Annotated in this window: 15 protein-coding genes; 5 read left to right on the forward strand and 10 right to left on the reverse strand. The window is 39.9% G+C overall.

Annotated elements, in window-relative coordinates; all coding sequences use genetic code 11:
• Positions 1 to 78: 78 nt before the first annotated feature.
• From fre to MTF67_RS15355, 4 genes are all read right to left on the reverse strand, one after another.
• Positions 79 to 792, reverse strand: coding sequence for an NAD(P)H-flavin reductase (gene fre / locus MTF67_RS15340; protein ID WP_006792456.1), 714 nt, complete (start codon positions 790 to 792; stop codon positions 79 to 81).
• Positions 793 to 940: 148 nt separating this feature from the next.
• On the reverse strand, positions 941 to 2,407 hold the full coding sequence (gene ubiD / locus MTF67_RS15345; RefSeq protein WP_006792455.1) for a 4-hydroxy-3-polyprenylbenzoate decarboxylase: 1,467 nt from the start codon (positions 2,405 to 2,407) through the stop codon (positions 941 to 943).
• Between the two features lie 73 nt (positions 2,408 to 2,480).
• On the reverse strand, positions 2,481 to 4,511 hold the full coding sequence (locus MTF67_RS15350; RefSeq protein ID WP_248520021.1) for a methyl-accepting chemotaxis protein: 2,031 nt from the start codon (positions 4,509 to 4,511) through the stop codon (positions 2,481 to 2,483).
• Positions 4,512 to 4,578: 67 nt separating this feature from the next.
• A complete protein-coding gene (locus tag MTF67_RS15355; RefSeq protein WP_248520022.1) occupies positions 4,579 to 4,860 on the reverse strand; it encodes an MliC family protein in 282 nt (93 codons plus the stop codon).
• A 293-nt stretch (positions 4,861 to 5,153) separates the two neighbouring features.
• On the opposite strand from MTF67_RS15355, the gene MTF67_RS15360 reads away from it, so the two are divergent.
• Positions 5,154 to 6,065 carry a DUF808 domain-containing protein gene (locus tag MTF67_RS15360; RefSeq protein ID WP_248520023.1) on the forward strand — a complete coding sequence of 304 codons (912 nt, stop codon included), beginning with the start codon at positions 5,154 to 5,156 and terminating at the stop codon, positions 6,063 to 6,065.
• A 25-nt stretch (positions 6,066 to 6,090) separates the two neighbouring features.
• On the opposite strand, the gene MTF67_RS15365 is transcribed toward MTF67_RS15360, so the two are convergent.
• The 3 genes from MTF67_RS15365 to MTF67_RS15375 form a co-directional block, all read right to left on the reverse strand.
• On the reverse strand, positions 6,091 to 7,032 hold the full coding sequence (locus tag MTF67_RS15365; protein ID WP_248520024.1) for a tetratricopeptide repeat protein: 942 nt from the start codon (positions 7,030 to 7,032) through the stop codon (positions 6,091 to 6,093).
• Between the two features lie 86 nt (positions 7,033 to 7,118).
• Complete coding sequence (locus MTF67_RS15370; protein ID WP_248520025.1) at positions 7,119 to 8,522, reverse strand: M20/M25/M40 family metallo-hydrolase; 1,404 nt, start codon at positions 8,520 to 8,522, stop codon at positions 7,119 to 7,121.
• Between the two features lie 138 nt (positions 8,523 to 8,660).
• Positions 8,661 to 10,739 carry a TonB-dependent receptor gene (locus tag MTF67_RS15375; protein ID WP_248520026.1) on the reverse strand — a complete coding sequence of 693 codons (2,079 nt, stop codon included), beginning with the start codon at positions 10,737 to 10,739 and terminating at the stop codon, positions 8,661 to 8,663.
• 197 nt (positions 10,740 to 10,936) lie between these two features.
• Here MTF67_RS15375 and dbpA point away from each other — a divergent pair, with 197 nt between their 5' ends.
• Entirely contained in the window at positions 10,937 to 12,325 is a 1,389-nt protein-coding gene (gene dbpA / locus MTF67_RS15380) for an ATP-dependent RNA helicase DbpA (RefSeq protein ID WP_033019133.1), read from the forward strand.
• Between the two features lie 5 nt (positions 12,326 to 12,330).
• On the opposite strand, the gene MTF67_RS15385 is transcribed toward dbpA, so the two are convergent.
• Positions 12,331 to 12,906 carry a DNA-J related domain-containing protein gene (locus MTF67_RS15385; protein WP_248520027.1) on the reverse strand — a complete coding sequence of 192 codons (576 nt, stop codon included), beginning with the start codon at positions 12,904 to 12,906 and terminating at the stop codon, positions 12,331 to 12,333.
• A gap of 76 nt (positions 12,907 to 12,982) precedes the next feature.
• On the opposite strand from MTF67_RS15385, the gene MTF67_RS15390 reads away from it, so the two are divergent.
• A complete protein-coding gene (locus MTF67_RS15390) occupies positions 12,983 to 15,793 on the forward strand; it encodes an ATP-binding protein (protein ID WP_039038221.1) in 2,811 nt (936 codons plus the stop codon).
• A 64-nt stretch (positions 15,794 to 15,857) separates the two neighbouring features.
• On the opposite strand, the gene rho is transcribed toward MTF67_RS15390, so the two are convergent.
• A complete protein-coding gene (gene rho, locus MTF67_RS15395) occupies positions 15,858 to 17,117 on the reverse strand; it encodes a transcription termination factor Rho (RefSeq protein ID WP_006792445.1) in 1,260 nt (419 codons plus the stop codon).
• A 183-nt stretch (positions 17,118 to 17,300) separates the two neighbouring features.
• Positions 17,301 to 17,627, reverse strand: coding sequence for a thioredoxin TrxA (gene trxA, locus MTF67_RS15400; protein ID WP_006792444.1), 327 nt, complete (start codon positions 17,625 to 17,627; stop codon positions 17,301 to 17,303).
• Between the two features lie 91 nt (positions 17,628 to 17,718).
• Here trxA and rhlB point away from each other — a divergent pair, with 91 nt between their 5' ends.
• Positions 17,719 to 18,996: an ATP-dependent RNA helicase RhlB gene (rhlB, locus tag MTF67_RS15405; protein WP_006792443.1), complete on the forward strand. Its 1,278-nt coding sequence runs from the start codon at positions 17,719 to 17,721 to the stop codon at positions 18,994 to 18,996.
• A gap of 43 nt (positions 18,997 to 19,039) precedes the next feature.
• Positions 19,040 to 20,533, forward strand: a complete 1,494-nt coding sequence (gene gppA, locus MTF67_RS15410; protein ID WP_248520028.1) for a guanosine-5'-triphosphate,3'-diphosphate diphosphatase — start codon at positions 19,040 to 19,042, stop codon at positions 20,531 to 20,533.
• Positions 20,534 to 20,896: the final 363 nt, after the last annotated feature.

Below are 20,896 nucleotides of genomic sequence, written 5' to 3' on the forward strand. Positions count from 1 at the left end.
GATAGGTTTAAACTATTAAAAATTTAAAGTCATAAAAAAAGCACCCGTAGGTGCTTATTATTAAACTATGTGATGAGTTTACTTAATAAATGCAAATGCATCGGCGTACATGTTTTCACGAATAGCGCCATGAGCTATAAAGTCGTCACGTACAATCCCTATCATGTCAAAACGACCCGCCATGTAAATGTCGTAAGGTTCAAGTGATACAATATCTTGCATTACTGCTTTGTGCACAAAACCAGTGTGACCTTGCCAATTAGCTGATGGGTTTTCGACAACAGGAATAAATTCAAAATGTTCATGGCTCTCTGCCCATAATTTCATTTCTTCATGTGCGTACAATGCCGACTCTTCTTTAACACCCCAATAAAATAATACAGGGCGGTCGCAGTTTATTTCAGCCAAGTGATCAGCCATTGATTTTACATACGAAAAACCAGTGCCACCGGCAAGTAAAATAATAGGTCGATTACATTGTAATCGAAGTTGAGACACACCTAACCCGGCTTCTATATCAACCATTGTCTTGTTTGCATGTGCATTGCGTAAGTGTTCAAGCGATTGCATTGCGTATGAGTCTGCACCCGAAGCACCAATGTGTAGTTCTATTTCGTCACATTGAGATGGGCGGCTAGCAATAGAAAAAGCGCGTTTGTCTTTTTCACTTAACACCAGTTGCATGTATTGGCCCGCTTCAAAGGTCACAGGTTGTTGTGGCTTTAAAATTACTTTGTTAACAAATTCTGTAAGTGGGCTGATAGCTACAACTTCAGCTTTTAATGTTTGCATTTTTTACCTTTTAGCAGCGCTTTTGACAGCAGATACGCAATTGAATGAGTCGATTCTAGCATATCTACAGGGTTATTTTATAGCCTGTTTATAGCTTGTCCGAACGATGGCAAATAAATTATTGGCCACCGCTTGGTTTGTTGAGTTGTTAGAGAATTTTAAGGCTATCCCAAATATCATCAACACGTTCTTTGGTGGCTTTGTCCATCACTATTGGTTCACCCCATTCGCGGTCGGTTTCGCCTGCCCATTTGTTGGTTGCGTCCATCCCCATTTTAGAGCCAAGTCCCGATACCGGAGAGGCAAAATCTAGATAATCTATTGGGGTGTTTTCAATTAACGTAGTATCACGCGCTGGGTCCATACGAGTTGTTATGGCCCAAATAACATCTTCCCAGTCGCGTGCATTTATGTCGTCGTCGCACACAATTACAAACTTGGTATACATAAATTGGCGTAAAAAAGACCATACTCCCATCATTACGCGCTTGGCGTGACCAGGGTATTGTTTTTTCATTGTGACTACTGCCATGCGGTACGAACACCCTTCAGGCGGTAAATAAAAATCGACAATTTCGGGAAACTGTTTTTGTAATATCGGAACAAACACTTCGTTTAGTGCAACACCTAGAATAGCCGGCTCATCAGGCGGACGGCCAGTAAATGTGCTGTGATAAATAGGATCTTTACGGTGTGTAATATGAGTTACGGTCATAACAGGGAAGTCATCTACTTCGTTGTAGTAACCAGTGTGGTCGCCATAGGGGCCTTCAGGCGCCATTTCGCCTGGCATAATATGACCTTCTAGTACTATTTCGGCACTGGCAGGTACTTGCAAGTCATTTGAAATCGACTTTACTACTTCAGTTCGGCTTCCTCGTAATAACCCAGCAAATGCATATTCGCTAAGCGTATCTGGAACAGGAGTTACCGCACCTAAAATGGTCGCTGGATCGGCTCCTAACGCCACCGACACAGGATAAGGCTGGCCAGGGTTTTCTTTACACCACTCTTGAAAGTCGAGCGCGCCGCCACGATGCGACAACCAGCGCATAATTATTTTATTTTTACCTAATAACTGTTGGCGATAAATACCCAGATTTTGACGTTTTTTGTATGGCCCTTTTGTTACGGTTAAACCCCACGTAATTAAAGGGGCTGCATCGCCCGGCCAGCAGTGTTGAATAGGTAGCTTTGTTAAATCAACGTCATCGCCTTCTAAAACTACTTGCTGGCAAGGTGCTTTTTTAACTTCTTTAGCTGGCATATTCAGCACTTTTTTAAACACAGGAATAGATCCAAGTGCCTCTTTAATACCTTTAGGAGGCTCAGGCTCTTTTAAAAACGCGAGTAACTTACCTACTTCACGCAGTTCGTTAACGTCTGTTTGACCCATCCCCATGGCAACCCGCTTTGGTGTTCCAAATAAATTGGTAAGCACCGGCATGCTGTGCCCTTTTGGGTTTTCGAATAATAAGGCAGGACCTTTTGCACGCAGTGTGCGGTCGGAAATTTCGGTCATTTCAAGATACGGGTCAATTTCTTGGGTGATGCGTTTAAGCTCACCTTTTTTTTCAAGTAAATTGATAAAATCGCGCAGATCTTTATATTTCATTATGGGCCGCTATTAAGCAAAAGAGTTGAACTATTATACCCATTTCATGCAAAGCAAGTCATTACACCTGCACTTAAAACTTAAAGCGCTCTACGGCACTTGTTAAAGAGTGTGCAAGTTGATTTACGTCTTCACTTTCGCTTGCTAGGGTGGTTGCGTTATTGGCATTTAAAGTGGCTTGTTCGGTCACCTTAGCCATTATTTTTTGAATATCATCACTGTTTGTTAACTGTTCATGAGAAGCCGTAGCAATTTGCTCACTCATGTGGTTAATTGAAAGTAATGTTCCTTTTATACGCTCAACCGCTTTATTTAGTTCAGCACTGTTTTCAACACACTGTTTAGCTTGTTGTTGGCCATCGTTAATTTCTTTTTGCGTCGTTTTTGTGTGTTGTTGCAGCGTTTGAATCATAGTGTGAATTTCACTTGTGGAGCTTTGTGTGCGTGCCGCTAATGAGCGGACCTCGTCAGCAACCACCGCGAAACCTCGGCCATTTTCTCCGGCTCTTGCCGCTTCTATTGCTGCATTTAATGCAAGTAGATTAGTTTGCTCTGCAATGCTGCTAATAGTGTTTACAATTGCGCCTATTAAATCTGTAAACTCAGCCAGCTCTTCTGTGCTACTTACCGCTTTATCGAGTCGATTTAAGAGTGCTTCAATACTTAAACTGTTGTCGTTAGCTATTTGGTTGACGTCGTTTGCAAACTGAGAGGCGTTGGTGATCTCGTTAGATGCATTATCGGCCTGCTCATAAACCGCTTGCGAATTATTTAACATGCTATGTGCAAGGTCTGTGGCTTGTGCGCTTCGTTCTAATTGTTGCTGAGCAACAATGGTCATTTGTTGACCTTTTTCACTTGTTTGAATGGCCGATTTATCAAGCTCGTGGGCATCATTACTAATTGCTTTTATAAGGTGTGATAAATCGTCACTAAGCTTATTAATGTTGTTAAGTAAAGTGCCAAACTCATCTTTGCTACGCGGTTGGCTGCGTTTGGAAAAATCACCCGAGGCAATACGTGCTAAATCGCTATTTACTTTTTTAAGCGGTTTTAGCATAGCATTGGTTGTAAATATTGAAATAACAATAAGTAATCCAATAAGTACAATCGCAATTATAACAACAGAGCTAGAGCCCATATTAATGGCCGATTTGGCACTGTTTTGCAGTGTTTGAAAACGCTCGTCAGCTAGCTTGTTAAGCTGTAATAATTGGCTTTCTGTGTCTATAAATTCTTGTTGAAAGCGCTCAAAACTTTGCTGTGCCATTTGGGTGTTTTTAAGCGCTTTATTTTGCTGAGCGTAAATACCGTCGGGTCCATTCAATCGTGATCTTAAGTTATTAAATTGCTCGGTGAATTGAGCCGCGTTTAAACTGTCACCAAAGGGAGTGGCTTGCTGTTCTAAATACACAAAGTTTGGCTGGATGTTATCAAGTAAAAATTGGGTATCTTGTTGATGATCATTTAAGTCGCTAACACTGGTAGTTTGCGTAATACTTTTAATATTGTTGCTTAAATTAAATAGTAAGTCGTCTATGCGTGTTGCAGTACCAAATACAGAGCTGAGTAAAGATTGCTGCTTTGCACTGACCTCTATGAGTTCTATATCGAGTAAGCCATTACTGAGATTGCTGAGCTCAACACCAAACTCTGTAATTAATATAGCGGCAGCCGACTGCGCACTAAAACGCTGTTCTTTGGCATTAAACATGTTTGCGCTTGTTTTGCTTAGTTGCTCAAAGTTTTTTGAAGCGCCAACTAGCAAAGTTTGCATGTTTTGCTGACCCGTTAATTGCGGCTTAAGTGCATTGAGCATCTTACTGAATTCTTGTTGCTCGCTAAGTGCTTCTTTTTTATTGGTCAGTAATAAATCAGGTTTTGTTTGACTATAAGCTAGAGCATTGAATTTGGTAATAGAAAGAAGCGATAGCCTTAAGTCTTTACTTACTTGTTGGGCTGGTACGGCAAGGTTTTCTATACGTGAAGTTGTGGTGCTTATTTTATTTAAGGACCAGTAAAAAAATAAGCTACTAATAAGCATTAGTAAACCAATGGCAGAAAAGGCTAAAATTATTTTATGTTTAATGGCAATAGAACGCATAACTTCATCAACAAAATTAAGACTTTTGTTAGTGTAGCAAGTTTTTTAATATGTTGTTAGTGGGTTGTTATCTTGTGCTGCAAAGGTGTTTATTCCCTGAAATTATAAGCATAGCTTTAGTGCCTTTCCCCCAAAAAAGGACTTTGTTACTAATGTATTTATTACCAGAGGCGCTTTTTTCATGCGTAAGATGATAGATTTTATTTTTAAAAGTGAGTGCTGCTTTTTCGTTTGCTAAGACATTAAGCACGGCTTTATTATCATTGCATACATAGTGTGTGGTTTTTGTTTTGTCATTGCACCCTATTAAACACAGTAAATAAACTACTAAAACGATTGTTGCTTTCATTTCCCCTTCCTTTATTTTTCACCGGCTATTCTATTTCAGAATAACAGAGCAAAATTAACCGTTGGTGAAAGACGTGCTTTACGTTATGTTGATTAAATTATTTATAAGATAGGGTCTGTTGATCTTTTCGGCTTGAAATTTGTTCACACTAGGGGCTATTTAATCGCAGCGCGAGGTTTGTAACCTAGTGGACTAAGTAAAAGCCGAGCAACAAAGAGTAAGTAGCCCCTAGGAAGAACCAAACAGGCTACTGCAAATTAACCTTTAAAGAACAACAGACCTCAGGAAGTACAATGGCAGGCACTAATCTTTTAACATTATTAGATGATATAACGGCTTTACTCGATGACATTGCAACTATGAGTAAAATTGCGACAAAAAAAACGGCGGGTGTTTTAGGTGACGACTTAGCACTCAATGCACAGCAAGTAACGGGTGTGTCAGCCGACAGAGAGCTACCTGTTGTATGGGCGGTAGCAAAAGGGTCATTTTTAAATAAAGCCATACTTGTCCCAGCAGCTTTAATGATCAGCGTTTGGCTGCCATGGCTAATTACACCACTTTTAATTTTAGGTGGTTTGTTTTTATGTTTTGAAGGGGCTGAAAAAGTATTTTCGCGATTTTTACCTCATCACGATGATATTGCCGATGGCGACGAAACGCCTGATTTAGTTGAATATGAAAAGCAAAAAATAAAAGGCGCGATACGAACGGACTTTATTCTATCGGCTGAAATTATTGTTATTACGCTCGGCACTGTTGCAGGCCAAACATTGCTTAATCAATCTTTAGTGCTTTGTGTAATAGCCATTGTTATGACTATTGGTGTTTACGGACTTGTGGCTGCCATTGTAAAACTTGATGATGCAGGCTTGTATTTGGTGAATCAATCTAAAGTCTCTGGCAGTACGGTTAAAGAGTTTATAGGTAAAGGCTTACTTGCAGCAGCACCGCGACTTATGCAATTTTTAGCGTTTGCAGGTACTGTTGCTATGTTTTTGGTGGGTGGGGGTATTTTATCTCATGGTATTGAGTTACTGCACCACACACAACTTAATATGATTGGCTATGCGCAATCAATACTAGGCAATATAGGTGAGGTATTAGCTCCGCTTATTTTTGATGGGTTGTTAGGTGTTGTTGCCGGGCTGGTTATTGTGCTTTTTCATGTAGCTTATACAAGGTTATTTAAGACAAACAAGTAGAGCAGTGTTTTCTGCCCTACATAACTTATTCGCACGTTATAAATTTACACAACTGCTCAAGCTCGTAAGCTGCTTTACTATTACCTTGAGCAATTGCTTTTTTATACCAGTAAATAGCTTGTTGTGTGTTTTTGCCTGCACCTTGCCCGTCTCGGTACATTTGCGCAAGGTTAAGCTGACCCCATTCAGAGCCTGACTCTGCAGCAAGTTTAAAGCTCTCTAAGGCTTCTTCAAATTGCCCATCTTTAAAGTACATAATGCCTTGCTGGTTATTTTTATCTAGTTTTAAACCTTTGTATAAAGGCTTAGGTTTAGGCGGAAACATCACAAACCCACCATACAAGCTATTAGCGTGTGGGCGTAGTACATCGTAAATCACGTCACTGTCATATAAGCGCTTTACCTCATCACGCGGTAAGGTAATTGTGTTTGTTGAAAAATAATCGCGTTGCACTAATAAGCTGGTGCGCATCGCCGTGGTTATGCCTCGGTTGCGTTTATAGCTATAGTTGCTTACTTGAAAAGTAATAAATTGCTCGTCAAAGCTTAGCACTTGGGCCACTTTTAAATTTGTTAGCGTCCATGGTTCGTGAGTAAATTTATCGGCGTGAACTAAGTACGTATCAAATGCCTGTGGGTTATTTAAGTAGCTGTATTTGAGTGCTTGGTTATCGGTGTATTGTTGAAAAAAATACACCATTACCCACAATAATAAAATTAAGCCAACCCCGTATTTTGGCAGGCTTAGTTTTTCAATTAAGGGGAGCTTTTTTAAATTAATGGCTTCGTTATGTCCACATTGGTAGCATTCGCGCTTGTAGTTTAGCTTTAACGGTACGATAGGAATAATCGTAAAACGTAAGTAACGGCTATAGTTTACTAAGTGATAGCTATCGCTTTGGCAGTTTGGGCAGCACTGCGTTTGTGAAAAGTGAGGAAAGGACTGACTGGTGTTGAAAAGCAGCATGCAATAATGCCCCGAGTTTTAATTTCTACTAAAGTAAATCAAGGGGCATATTTTTTAAAGCAGCAAACTGTAAGTAAGTATGTCTGCTACTCTTTTGTTGTTACTTTTGGTTTAATTGTTGTTTTTGCGTCTGCTGCCATAAGTGCAAATACCGCATAGGTTGCTGTATTTTGACGAAGCTTTGCTGGCGTTACTTTATCAAGCGTGTCGTCAGCAGTGTGGTGATAATCAAAGTAGTCTGTACCATCTTGGGCTAGCTCAAAAATAGGTGCCGAGACTGCATTTTTAAATGGAATTAGATCAGGTCCGCCGTTAGCTTGGTTTTTACCAATGTACTCAACATTTAAAGGGGCAAGTTCTTTCGCGATAGCGCGCACTACAGGCAGTGACGCTGCATCTACATTTGATTCAAAACCGTAAACTACATCAGCGCCAAAATCAGACTCTGCGGCAGCAACAATATTGTGTAAATCGTTTTTATGTTTCGCAAAGTAAGCTTTAGCACCCCATAAACCAAGCTCTTCAGCGGCAAAAAGGACAACGCGAATACTGCGTTTAGGGCGTTTTACATCGCTAATATGTTTAGCTGCCGCCATAGTTAATGCAACGCCGGCGCCGTCATCAAGTGCGCCCGTGCCTAAATCCCATGAGTCTAAATGTCCGCCAATTAATACATATTGTTCAGGGGTTTCAGTCCCGTTAAATTGGCCTATAACATTGTAACTAGTGCCTTCGCCAAGGTTTTCGGTTTGTACATTTATATTTACCGATACATTTTTACCTAAAGCGACTAAACGGGCAATTTGATCGGCATCGGGGTTGGCAATGGTTACATTAGGTATTTTTTTAACACCTTCTTTGTAATAACTACCGCCAGTGTGGGCAAAACGGTGATGACCTGTACTTACTGAGCGCATCATGTAGGCCACAGCCCCTTTTTTAGATGCTTCAATTGCTCCAGTGGCACGTGCTTTAACAGCGGGCCCATAACCATTGCCGTCTATATCGCGATTCATTCGGTAATTAATGTAAGCAATTTTACCCTTTAAGCTATTAGCCGGTGCTGCTTTTAGCTCATCAAGTGTTTCGAATAATTCAATGGGTGCGCTAATACCTTCTTTGGGTGTGCTTATGCTATTACCTAGCGCGGTTAAATGAAGGGGTTGTTCGCTAGGCGTTAATATTTTTCCACTTTCGCTGTAGCGGCGCCACTCTGGGAACGTCGCCTCTTCAAGCCATACCTTGTCAAAACCGAGTTCTTTAAATTTAGCTTGCGCCCATGCAACGGCTTTTTTGTCGTTTTCGGTGCCTGGTAAGCGCGGGCCAACTTCTGTTGTTAGTGACTCTAATAGCTCATAGCTTAGGTGGCTATTAAGTGCAGTGGTACGCACTTCATCTACTTGTTGTAATTGCTTTGGTGTAAATTCGTTGTTGCTGGCAGTGGCTGCCATGCTACTGGTAAGCAGTAGCGCGGTGATGAGGTTTTTCATGGTAATTAGCCTTGTTTGAAATTGCGGCTATTAAAACATGTAATAAAGACGTAAAAAAATAGAATGAGATGAATGAGCGGCTTTAAAGCGCAAAAAGCCCGCGTATTTTAAGCGCGGGCTGGTAATTAAAGCGCTTAATTAAAAGCTAAACTGTGCAGCCAGTCTTACGTTAGTACCTTCACCTATTGTTACGTTATTTGTTCCGCCACCGGCTAGATAATCTTCATCAAATAAGTTTTCTATGTTTAGGCGTAAGTTAACATCGGTTTTGCTTACTTTAAGTTTGTAAGTTGCACCTACATCTACGCGTGTGTAGGCATCTTTAGTAATCGTGTTGGCACTATCTGCAAAGCGCACACCTTCGTAAAATGCACCCGCATTAAATGCAATCGCGTCGTTTAATTCGTAACGAGTCCAAAGCGATGCAGACCATTTAGGGGCATCGGTAGGGCGCTTACCTTCCAATTCTTCGTCACGCTCGTAATTAGCATCTAAATACATAGTCGATGCCATTACGAATAAACGGTCAGTTGCCGCACCTTGCGCTGTTAGTTCAACGCCTTTGTGGCGCTGTTCACCAATTTGGTTTGTTTCAGAGATTAAATCACCCACTGGTATATCAAGTGTTTCTGTAACTAGTGTGCCATTTTTACTTATATCGAAAAGTGCACCGCTTAGCATTAAACGATCATCAAACAATTGCCACTTAACGCCAATTTCTTTTTGCTCAGAGGTAACGGCGTCAAGCTTCATACCATTATTTATATCGTCTTCGTTTACAAGAGTATCGCTTCCTTGAGGCTCAAAGCCTTCAGAGTAACTCGCGTATATGGTAGCTGATGCATTAGGGTGATAAAGAACACCTACTTTTGGCACAAACGATTCATTATTTGCATCTTCACGTGTTTGCTTATCGTAGCGACCACCAAGCGATAGCTGCCATTGTGGCGAAAACGTGATTAAGTCTTGCACATAAATACCGTAATAGTCGTATTCTGTTTCGCTAATAGTGTCGTCAGTTTTGTAACTGACAGTTGGGCGACTTGGTTCTGCTTGGCCTGCTATAAAATTAAATGAATCAGCTGAGGTGCGACGCTGGCCATAATAATAATCAAGTGAGTTAGCACCAATTAATAATTGATGATGAACACCGGCTGTTTCAAATTCACCAATGAAGTCGATAAATGCTGTTTTAAATTGCCAGTCGTCGAATCGGTCGTACGGGCGAGACTCATAGCTGTCGCCTTCAACAAAATTACCCGGCTTACGTGGCGCTGACTCAAAACGTTGGCGCTCAAATGTTTGTTCGTTATAACCAAGTTTTACTTGCCAGTTATCGTTTAAAAACACTTTAAAATCTATGCCCGCATTTTCTACCGTTATGTCGGTAAACGCCCAAGACATATCGCGAATAGTTTTATCGTCGCCAATAACGTTGGCGTTGTCGTCTATCCATGCACCGGTGTCTAAACCTGCTTCGTCGTCTGTGCGGTCGTAATGCACACGTACTAAGGCATTGTCACTAATGTCGTAATCAACAATAAATGCACCTAAAAAGCGGTCACGTTCGCGGTTTTCACCATTTTGGTATTCGCGCCAGTAATCAACATCTTGCTTAACTAAAATACCGCGTGCACGTAAATCTTCTGCATCCGTTAATGCTCCGCTAGCATCAAGCATAAACCGCGTTGAACCGTGTTGATCTACATCTGCACTGGCATTGAACAAAGTTTGTGCTGTTGGCTTTTTAGTGACCATATTAATTAGTCCGCCAGGGCCTGATTGACCATATAAAATGCTCGATGGACCTTTAATAACTTCTACTTGCTGTAAAATTTCAATGGGTTGTTGATAGTGCGACCAGTGCTGATGACCATCGCGTAAGTAACCCGTTGATGAGCTAAGTTCAAAACCACGTAAGTTAAATACTTCACGGTTACGTTGTTTAGAACCAGCCGTTAAGCTTGCATCGTTTGAAAGTACTTCACCTAGTGTTGTCGCAAGTTGTTCGTTAATAATAATATCGCTAATTACAGTCACTGATTGAGCAGTATCAAGTAATGAAGTTGATGTTCTCATTGCACCATTTGCGTTATCTACTTTGTAGTCATTAAAGAAACTTCCTTTGACTTCAATATGTTCAAGGTCGGTAGAGTTTGCATATGTGTTTGTTGTTATTGTTGCTAATAGTGCGATGTAAAGTGAACTCAGTTTCATTTGATGCTTCCAGCTCAATATGTGAATAAAAAGTGAAGCGCAATCTTAATGAAAATAAATATCATTTGCAATGTGTTTTTATTAACAATATTTTATAATGTGTTTGCTAATGGTTGCCAATAACGAATTCTGCTATTATTAGTGGCATATTTAGTGGGACTTTATCCTGCGTTATTTTTACTGCTATGGAATTTACTGTGACTTCAACTGCTTTTTCATCTTTGGCTTTACCAGCTGGACTTGTTGATAATTTATCGACGCTTGGCTACGCCCACATGACACCTGTACAGGCGCAAAGTTTGCCACCTGTACTTGAAGGTAAAGACATCATTGCGCAGGCAAAAACCGGCTCAGGTAAAACGGCTGCGTTTAGTTTAGGTGTGCTTGCTAAATTAAACGTAAAACGTTTTAGAATTCAATCGCTAGTTTTATGTCCAACACGTGAACTTGCTGAACAAGTGGCTGTTGAAATGCGTAAGCTTGCGCGTGGTATCCATAATATTAAAATATTAACGCTATGTGGTGGTGTATCAATTGGGCCGCAAATTGGGTCACTTGAACACGGTGCACACATCATTGTTGGTACACCAGGGCGCGTAGATGACCATATTCGCAAAGGGACTTTACGGTTAGACGATGTAGAAACATTAGTACTAGACGAAGCTGATCAAATGCTTGATATGGGCTTTCAAGATACCCTTGATGCGATTATTGAATGTATTCCACAAAACCGCCAAACGCTTTTGTTTAGTGCTACTTTTCCACGCGCAATCGAAGCGATAGCAAAGCGTGTACTTAGTAACCCAGAAATGATTAAAGTAGAAGAAGAGCAAGAAAAAAGCACAATAAAACAATACTTCTACAAAATGGATAACAACAAACAGCGCTATCCAACACTTAAGTTACTTTTACTTAAATTTACACCACAAAGTTGTGTTGTGTTTTGTAATACCAAGGTAGAAACGCAGCAAGTGTGCGACGATTTAGCCGATGAAGGTTTCAGCGCCGTGGCATTGCATGGTGATTTAGAACAACGTGACCGTGAGCGCACTCTGATTCATTTTGCTAATAAAAGTGCGTCTATTTTAGTCGCGACAGACGTTGCCGCACGTGGTTTAGATATTGACGATATGGACATGGTAATCAACTACCATTTAGCGCATGACCCGCAAACGCACGTTCACCGAGTTGGGCGAACAGGTCGCGCGGGTAAAAAAGGGATTGCTTGCTCAATTTATGGTGATGCAGAGCAATTCAAAGTAGCGCAAATTGGTGATCACTATGAGCGCGACTTTGAGCCAGAGCCAATGCCTTCATATAATTTGTTGGACAAACCACCGTACAAACCAGAAATGGTCACTCTGATGATAGATTCAGGTAAAAAGCAAAAAGTGCGTGCTGGTGATATTTTAGGTGCGTTAACGGGTAAAGACGGTATTGCTGGGCGTCAAGTAGGTAAAATTAATGTTCTTGATAACGTCGCATTTGTAGCTGTTGAACGTAATGCGTCTAAACCGGCACTTCGTAAATTAACCGAAGGTAATATAAAAGGGCGCAAAATTCGTGCTCGTCGCCTAACGCGTTAATCAATTTATGAGCGAGCAGCCTGTTTAAGCTGCTCGTATTCTACTTTTATTTGCTTAAATGCATTCTCGCAGCCAGCTGGTTTGTCTGGGTGGTGCGCCAGTGCAAGCTGTCGCCAACGTTTTTGTAATTCTTTAAGCGAAAAATCATTTGTTAGCTGCCACTTTGCCAACAGTGCGTCAAAGTGATCTTCTGCTAAAGCTGGCGCGCTATTTACCCTCTTAAACTTTTGCCAAAAACTTGTGAGTAGCTCATTAATTTGCTCTTCGCTTGCTTCGTAATTCCCCCAGTCTAAATAATAATCTTTTAAATTTGATTTAACCGTTGCAGGATTTTCTATTTCCGTTTCAATAAGTTCTATATGAAGTGTTGATATTAAGAGACTTTTAGGGTGAAGTTGTTCCTGTAGTTGATACAATGCATTCATAATTAAAAAATTACGCTTAAATAAATCACGTTCGGGATTTTTATCAAGTGGCTTAATTGCACCACAATTAATAAGCTCAGCTGCTAGGATATGAACTTGCCACACTTTTTGGATTAATATTAAGTCAAATATTCGGTCAATCAGTGGGTTAAGCATTGTTTAGGTCCTAGTATTTAGTGTATCTTCAGTACAGATTACATTGTTACACGTAACAATTTGAAGGATTAAAATTATGCATGGCAAGCTCAAGTGCCTCTTATTCATTGTATGCAGTTTGTTCTATTTGCCAAGTTATGCTCAACAATCAGAACCATTATTAGAAGAGTTTAAACAACAACAACAATGGGATGCAAAGCTTGAATTAGGTAACGCCTTACTTAATAACCAACGTATTACAGCTCAAAGTCGTGCTGTAATATATGCAGGCCTTGCCGATACTGCGCTGTCGAGCGGCCACTTTAGCGATGCTTTTAATTACTTTAAATTATTAGAGCAAGAAACTTCTGGATCACTTCTTCCTAGCGAGCACTTTCGTGCGATTAAAATGCAAGGTGTTGCACTTTTTTATCAAGGCTTGTTTAAACAAGCAATTACTCAATATACCCGTGCACTTGATATTGCAAAAATTAATAACCAACCATTAGAGCAAGCAAATTTATTGAATAATATAGGTTTGGTTTATTTTAATATGCATAAATTGGTAGCAACGCTTGATTATTATTTAAAAGCAAAAGAAATTTACGAAAAAGTAGGCAGTGAACAAGATAAAAGCGATATTTTACTTAATATAGCAGGCGTTTATATACGCTTATCTCGTTATGAAAATGCCATGAGTATTTATCAAGATGTGTTAAAAATTTTTCGTAAGTTAGATGATAATTTGGGTATTGCTTTGGTGCATAACAATATGGGGGTGGTTTATTTTGAAAGTAATCAGCTAGATTTAGCGATGCATTACTACCAATTAGCAACCCGTTATTACCTATCGGTCAATAATGTCAATAAGTTAGCTACTCAGTACACTAACCTTGCAAACGTCAATATCATTCTTAATAAAGTAGAACTAGCGTATGAACAAGCGCAATTAGCGATAGAGTACTCACTTAAAATTGATAATAAAAACTTAGAGCTCACTGCACTGCAAACTCTCGCAAAAGTCCAGCTTGTAAGGGGAATGTTAGATGAGGCAAAAACGAATATTGAACGCGTTTTTGAATTACTTGAAGAGCATAGTAATGATCGCATAATGCGAGATGGACTTGGCACTCACGCTTTGATTGAAGCGAGCAGGGGAAACTACGAAAATGCAATGCAGTTGCATGAAAAGTACAATAACGAATTACGTAAATTAAGAAGCGACTCTATTGTTAAAGCCCTAGCCGTGCTAGAAAAACAATTTAAAGCCACACAATTGAATCAAGAAATTAAAGAGCTGAAACAAGACCGTAAATTACAAGAACTAAAAATGCATCAGCGTTCGCAGTTAACGGTGTTTATTTTTGTACTGTTATTTTTAGTCATAGTGACAGGGGTTGCTTTATACCGACGCGGCGCAGAAAAACGGGCAAAGCAATATTTAGCTGAGCAAGTGGCGCAACGCACAGCAGAGCTTCAAGGTGTTGCACAAGAGTTAAGAGCAGCTAATGATGTTAAAAGTCAATTTTTGGCTAATGTTAGCCATGAAATAAGAACACCATTAACGGCGATTCTCGGACAAACAGACGATTTAATGAATGGTTTATACGAGCCTGAACAGCTAAAAGATGAGTTAGCTATTATTCAGCGGCACAGTAACCATTTAAAAAGCTTGATCAACGATGTACTTGATTTAAGTAAAATAGAAGCGAATAGGTTAGAGCTTAATGTTTCTTGTTTTGACATGGTCCAACTGGTAAATGATGTGCATGCAATGTTTAACCCTCAGGCAAAAGCAAAAAATCTCAGGCTTGTGCTTGAAAATAAGGTGGGCGATGAGTTTTACACCCGCCTTGATATAATGCGAGTAAAACAAATTCTCATTAATTTGTGTGCCAATGCTATTAAGTTTACCCAATCAGGGCAGGTATTAATTGCATTAAATAAAACAGAGCAGGGTATTGTACTGATTGTTAAAGATACCGGTATAGGTATGAACTCATCGCAATTAAAGCTCATTTTTGAATACTTTAGCCAAGCAGATAACAGTATTAGCCGACGTTTCGGTGGTACAGGTCTGGGGCTTAGTTTATCACAGCAGCTCGCTTCTATGATGGGCGGGTATATTAGCGTGCAAAGTGAATATAAAAAAGGAAGTCAATTTTCGTTCTTTTTACCTTGTGCGCAAGTTTCTAGTGATCAAAGCGATATTGGGCAAATAGAGCAAAATAAAGTGCAACTAAGCGGTACAGTCCTGTTTGCAGAGGATCATGCAGATAACCGTAGGTTTATTAGCCGTTACTTGCGTTCACTAGGGCTTGATGTAATTGCGGTAGAAAACGGTGAGCAAGCTGTAGAGCGTTGCTTACAAGACTACCCAGATCTTGTATTACTCGACATTCAAATGCCTATAATGGATGGACGAGCGGCCTTTGAGCTATTGAAAAAATGTGGTTTTCAACGGCCAATTTTTGCGCTCACTGCAAACGCAATGAGTCACGAAATTGACGACTATCTTACATTAGGGTTTGACGGTTACCTTGCAAAGCCATTGGATAAAGACTTATTTTATAAAACCTTGTCAGAAAATTTAGACCAAGTTCATTCGGACGAACCTAATGTACCAAGTGAGATAGATATCAGTGATTTAGTAATAAGTTTTAAACAAAGTTTTGGTTTAGAAAGCGAAAATATTACACAGCATTTTCTAAGTGAAGACTTTGACGCTTTGCAAAAAGATAGCCACCGAATATTAGGTGCAGCACAAATGTTCGCCTTAGAGGAAATAGCTTCAGCTGCGAAAAATTTAGACAGCGCCTTATTGCAAAAAGGCGAAAAAGATATGAAATATATTAATCAGCTTGTGTCAGAGCTCCAGGCTGTATTACACAAATACAATGAAACGTAAGTACACATTATAACAAATATAAAAAAAGCGCCCTGGGCGCTTTTTTTGTATTACTTAAATGCGTTTATTGGCGTTTCATCGAATCAAAAAACTCATCATTGGTTTTACTCATTGATAGTTTATCGATTAAAAATTCCATGGCGTCAATCTCTGACATTTCATGAACGATTTTACGTAAAATCCATAGCTTTTGCAGCTCATCTGGCTTAGTAAGTAGTTCTTCACGGCGAGTACCAGAGCGGTTAAAGTCGATAGCTGGGAATACACGTCTTTCCGCAATTTTGCGGTTTAGATGTAATTCCATGTTACCAGTACCTTTAAATTCTTCGTAGATAACTTCATCCATTTTAGAACCAGTATCGATAAGTGCAGTGGCTATAATTGTTAAGCTACCACCTTCTTCAACGTTACGTGCGGCACCGAAGAAACGCTTAGGTTTGTGTAGTGCATTAGCGTCAACACCACCGGTAAGTACTTTACCTGATGAAGGAATAACGGTGTTGTAAGCACGTGCTAAACGCGTGATTGAATCAAGTAAAATAACAACGTCTTTTTTATGCTCAACTAAACGTTTTGCTTTTTCGATAACCATTTCGGCAACTTGTACGTGACGAGATGCAGGCTCATCAAACGTTGATGCAATAACTTCACCTTTAACAAGGCGTTGCATTTCAGTTACTTCCTCAGGACGTTCGTCAATTAGTAAAACCATTAACGTTACATCAGGATGATTATGCGTAATTGATTGTGCAATGTTTTGCAGTAGCATTGTTTTACCCGCTTTTGGCGGTGCTACTAATAAACCACGTTGGCCACGGCCAATTGGTGATGCTAAATCAAGTACACGAGCAGTGATATCTTCTTTACTACCGTTACCACGTTCCATGCGGAAACGTTCGTTTGCATGTAGTGGCGTTAAGTTTTCAAAAAGAATTTTGGTGCGAGAATTTTCAGGTTTATCAAAGTTAACTTCGTTTACTTTAAGTAATGCAAAGTAACGTTCACCATCTTTTGGTGGACGAATAAGGCCTGAAATTGAGTCGCCAGTACGCATACTGAAGCGGCGAATTTGGCTCGGTGATACATAAATGTCATCTGGGCCAGCTAAGTAAGAAGCTTCTGATGATCTTAAAAAGCCAAAACCATCTTGCAAAATCTCAAGCACACCACCGCCGAAGATATTTTCTCCGCCTTTGGCATGGGATTTTAATATGGTAAAAATGATATCTTGCTTTCTTAAGCGGGCTACGTTTTCGAGCCCCATGGACTCAGCTAAGTTTACAAGTTCTTTTATAGACTTGTCTTTTAATTCGCGTAAATGCATATTGGTGGGTTCTTTATTACAATTGTCATACTCAAAGTCGCTTTGATCGTTGAGTGAGGTTGGTTGAATATAACTAAGGATTAGTTGGCTTTATAAACTAGCAGTTCACTGGCATAGCGTCCAGTGTTTATACAAAATAAATTCAAAAAAAGGGCAAAAAGCCCTTTTTTTAGTTCTAGTCTATTAGATGTTGTTATCTAAAAACTCGATAAGCTGTGTTTTTGAAAGTGCACCAACTTTAGTTGCAGCAACTTGGCCATCTTTAAAAAGAAGCAAAGTAGGGATGCCGCGAATACCAAACTTAGGCGGAGTGCCCGCATTTTGGTCAATATTAAGTTTAGCAACAGCAACACGGCCGTCGTATTCATCAGCAACTTCATTAAGGATAGGGGCGATCATTTTACAAGGTCCGCACCATTCAGCCCAGAAGTCTACTAGTACAGGCTTGTCTGATTGTAATACGTCAGCTTCAAAGCTATCGTCAGTAATTTGGATTATTTTCTCGCTCATTGCGCTCTCCGATTTAGTTAGGCGAAATATTTAGTGCGTATTTAAACACTCTTGTTTCTTATTGCAAGTTTAAACGTTATGCTTAAACGCTATGACTAAGACACATTTAACCGATAAAAAGTTTTCAGACTTTGCTATCGCACCGGAAGTGGTTGCCGGTCTAACCGAGAATGGGTTTGAATATTGCACACCTATTCAAGCAAAATGCCTACCTTTTATTTGTGATGGACGCGATATTGCGGGCCAAGCACAAACAGGTACAGGCAAAACGTTGGCATTTTTAACTGCTACGTGCCATCGGTTATTACAATCTAGCAAAGCACCTAGTAAACATCCAAGAGCCCTGATCATGGCCCCTACTCGGGAGCTTGCGATTCAGATACACAAAGATGCAAAAATTTTAGCGCCACACTGTAATCTTAACTTAGGTTTAGTATATGGTGGCGAAGATTACGAAAAACAACGTGCACAATTAGAAAAAGGCGTAGATATTTTAATTGGCACGACAGGTCGTTTAATCGATTTGTACAAGCAAGGCTGTTACACCCTTAATGAAATTGAGGTTGTCGTGCTTGATGAAGCTGATCGTATGTTCGATTTAGGCTTCATAAAAGATATACGTTACATGTTTGATCGTATGCCAGATACGTCAAAGCGATTAAACTTATTATTTTCTGCGACTTTATCATACCGCGTGCAAGAACTTGCTTTTGAACACATGACCAACCCAGAGCATGTACAAATTGAGCCAGACGTAAAAACCGGTAAACGTATAAAAGAAGAGCTATTTCACCCTTCACAAGAAGATAAAATTAAGCTTTTATTAACGTTAATTGAAGAAGAGTGGCCTGATAAAGCCATTGTGTTTGCAAACACTAAGCACAGCTGTGAAACCGTGTATGCGTGGTTAAAAGCTGATGGTCATCGTGTTGGTATGCTAACAGGTGATGTAAATCAGAAAAAACGTCAAAGCATTTTAGCGCAATTTAGCAAAGGCGAATTAGACTTTTTAGTTGCAACTGATGTTGCAGCGCGTGGGTTGCATATCCCAGAAGTAAGTCATGTATTTAACTTTGACTTACCAGACGACTGTGAGGATTATGTTCATCGTATTGGTCGAACAGGTCGTGCAGGTGCATCAGGACATGCAATAAGTTTTGCGTGTGAACAATATGCATACAACCTACATGAAATTGAAGAATACATAGAGCACAGCATTCCTTTATCGCATTACGATAAAGCCGCCTTGTTAGACGATTTAACTAAGCCTATTATTCAAAGAAAGCGCAACTATTCAAATGGTCCTCGTAATCGTAGTAACAATAACGGACGTCGACCAAATAATAGTTACCAAAAAGGACGGTCGTAATAGACCGTTTGTATAAGTAGTAGTAACTAGAGGTTTTTGAACGGTGGGGCAACTTATACCGCAAAAAAATGTATACGCAGTTATTGATTTGGGATCAAATAGCTTTCATATGCTAATTGCCAAATCAGTGGCTGGCGGTTTACAAACTATTGGTCGCGTAAAACGCAAGGTCAGGTTAGCCGCAGGGCTTGATAAAGATAACATATTAAGCACCGAGGCTATGCAACGAGGCTGGGAATGCCTCGCGCTTTTTGCTGAGCGTTTACAAGATATTCCAAATCAAAATATTACAATAGTAGCTACGGCTACATTACGCTTAGCAACCAATGCTGAAGTATTTAAAGCGCAGGCTGAAAAAATTCTTGGCCATAAAATCAATGTTATCAGTGGTGAATTAGAAGCGCGTACCATATACAAAGGTGTAGCGCATACTTCTGCATGTACTGGCAAACAGCTTGTTATTGACATTGGTGGTGCAAGCACTGAAGTAGTGATTGGTAAAGAGTTTGATGCACTTTTATACAAGAGCCTCAACATGGGGTGTGTTACTTACCTTGAGCGTTACTTTAAAGATTGCTTATTAACACATAGCAATTTCAATACCGCTATAAAGGCTGCTCGAACTGTTATTGATAATATAGCTCCTGAATACAAAGCCGCAGGATGGCAAATAGCATCAGGCGCATCAGGTACAGTACAAGCAATTCAAGAAATTATGGTGGCACAAAACCTTGATGATCTTCTTACTTTAGAAAAGCTTAATTCAATAAAAGAGCAATCAATTGCATTTAAATCCATTGCAGCGTTAGAGCTTCCAGGTTTAAGCGAAGATCGTCGATTGGTATTTGTATCAGGCCTTGCTATTTTAATTGCTTTGTTTGAATCGTTAGAAATTGAAAAAATGGGACTGGCAGGCGGCGCACTTCGTGAAGGTGTTTTATATAGCATGGTGCCAGAGTTTCATAATAGCGATATAAGAAAGCGAACAGTTGATGGGTTTATGAGTCGATACCATGTTGACCAAAACCAAGCATCACGAGTCTCTAGTTTGGCAATTGAGCTCGCACAAAGCATCAATGAAGATTGGCCAATTAATCACTTAAATGGCTTACCCCTATTAAAAGCCGTTGCGCAGTTACATGAAATCGGCTTACTGATAGAGTATAAGCAGTATCATAAGCATACAGCGTATATCCTAGAAAATACCGACATGCCTGGTTTTTCGCAATCAGAGCACAGGTTAATTGTGGCAGTAGCCGATGCACATCGTTCTGATATACCAAAAGACAGCTTTAACGCGTTAGGTGCAAACAACCTTCTTGCGCAGTACATTGTAAGGTTACTTCGAGTGTCCGTTATTTTGTCGATGAGACGACAGGACGATGTTCTGCCAAATTTTGAATTAACCGCTAAGAATGAAGTTTTAACATTAACATTCGAAAGTAACTGGTTAAAAGAACATCCATTAATGGCAAGTGAACTACAACAAGAGTCTAAACAGCAAAGTAAACTTGGTTGGAAGCTTATCGTTCATTGAGTAAAAAGGCCCTTGTGGGCCTTTTTAGTGTTTAAAGTAACCGTTTCGATGAAAATATGCGCGAACGACACGTTTTTTAAAGTTTTCTTCAAAAAAGGGTTGATCTGTTTTCGGATCTCCCTATAATGCGACCCCACTGAGACGGCAGAGCAGGCAACGCTTAACGAGGCAAGCAAGTCACTTAGTGAGTCGAGTAAAACTTGAGTTTAGATTTTTATATAATTTAAAATTAAGTGTTGACAAAAACACAGGAAAGCGTAAGATTCGCTTCCCTTGAGTCGCTAAGGCAACTCAAACGTTCTTTAACAATATAAAGCAATCATCTGTGTGGGCACTCGTACAGATTGAGTTCTAACAGCCAAG

Origin of the sequence: Pseudoalteromonas sp. 2CM32C, assembly GCF_023161925.1 — a bacterium.
GTDB lineage: Bacteria > Pseudomonadota > Gammaproteobacteria > Enterobacterales > Alteromonadaceae > Pseudoalteromonas > Pseudoalteromonas marina.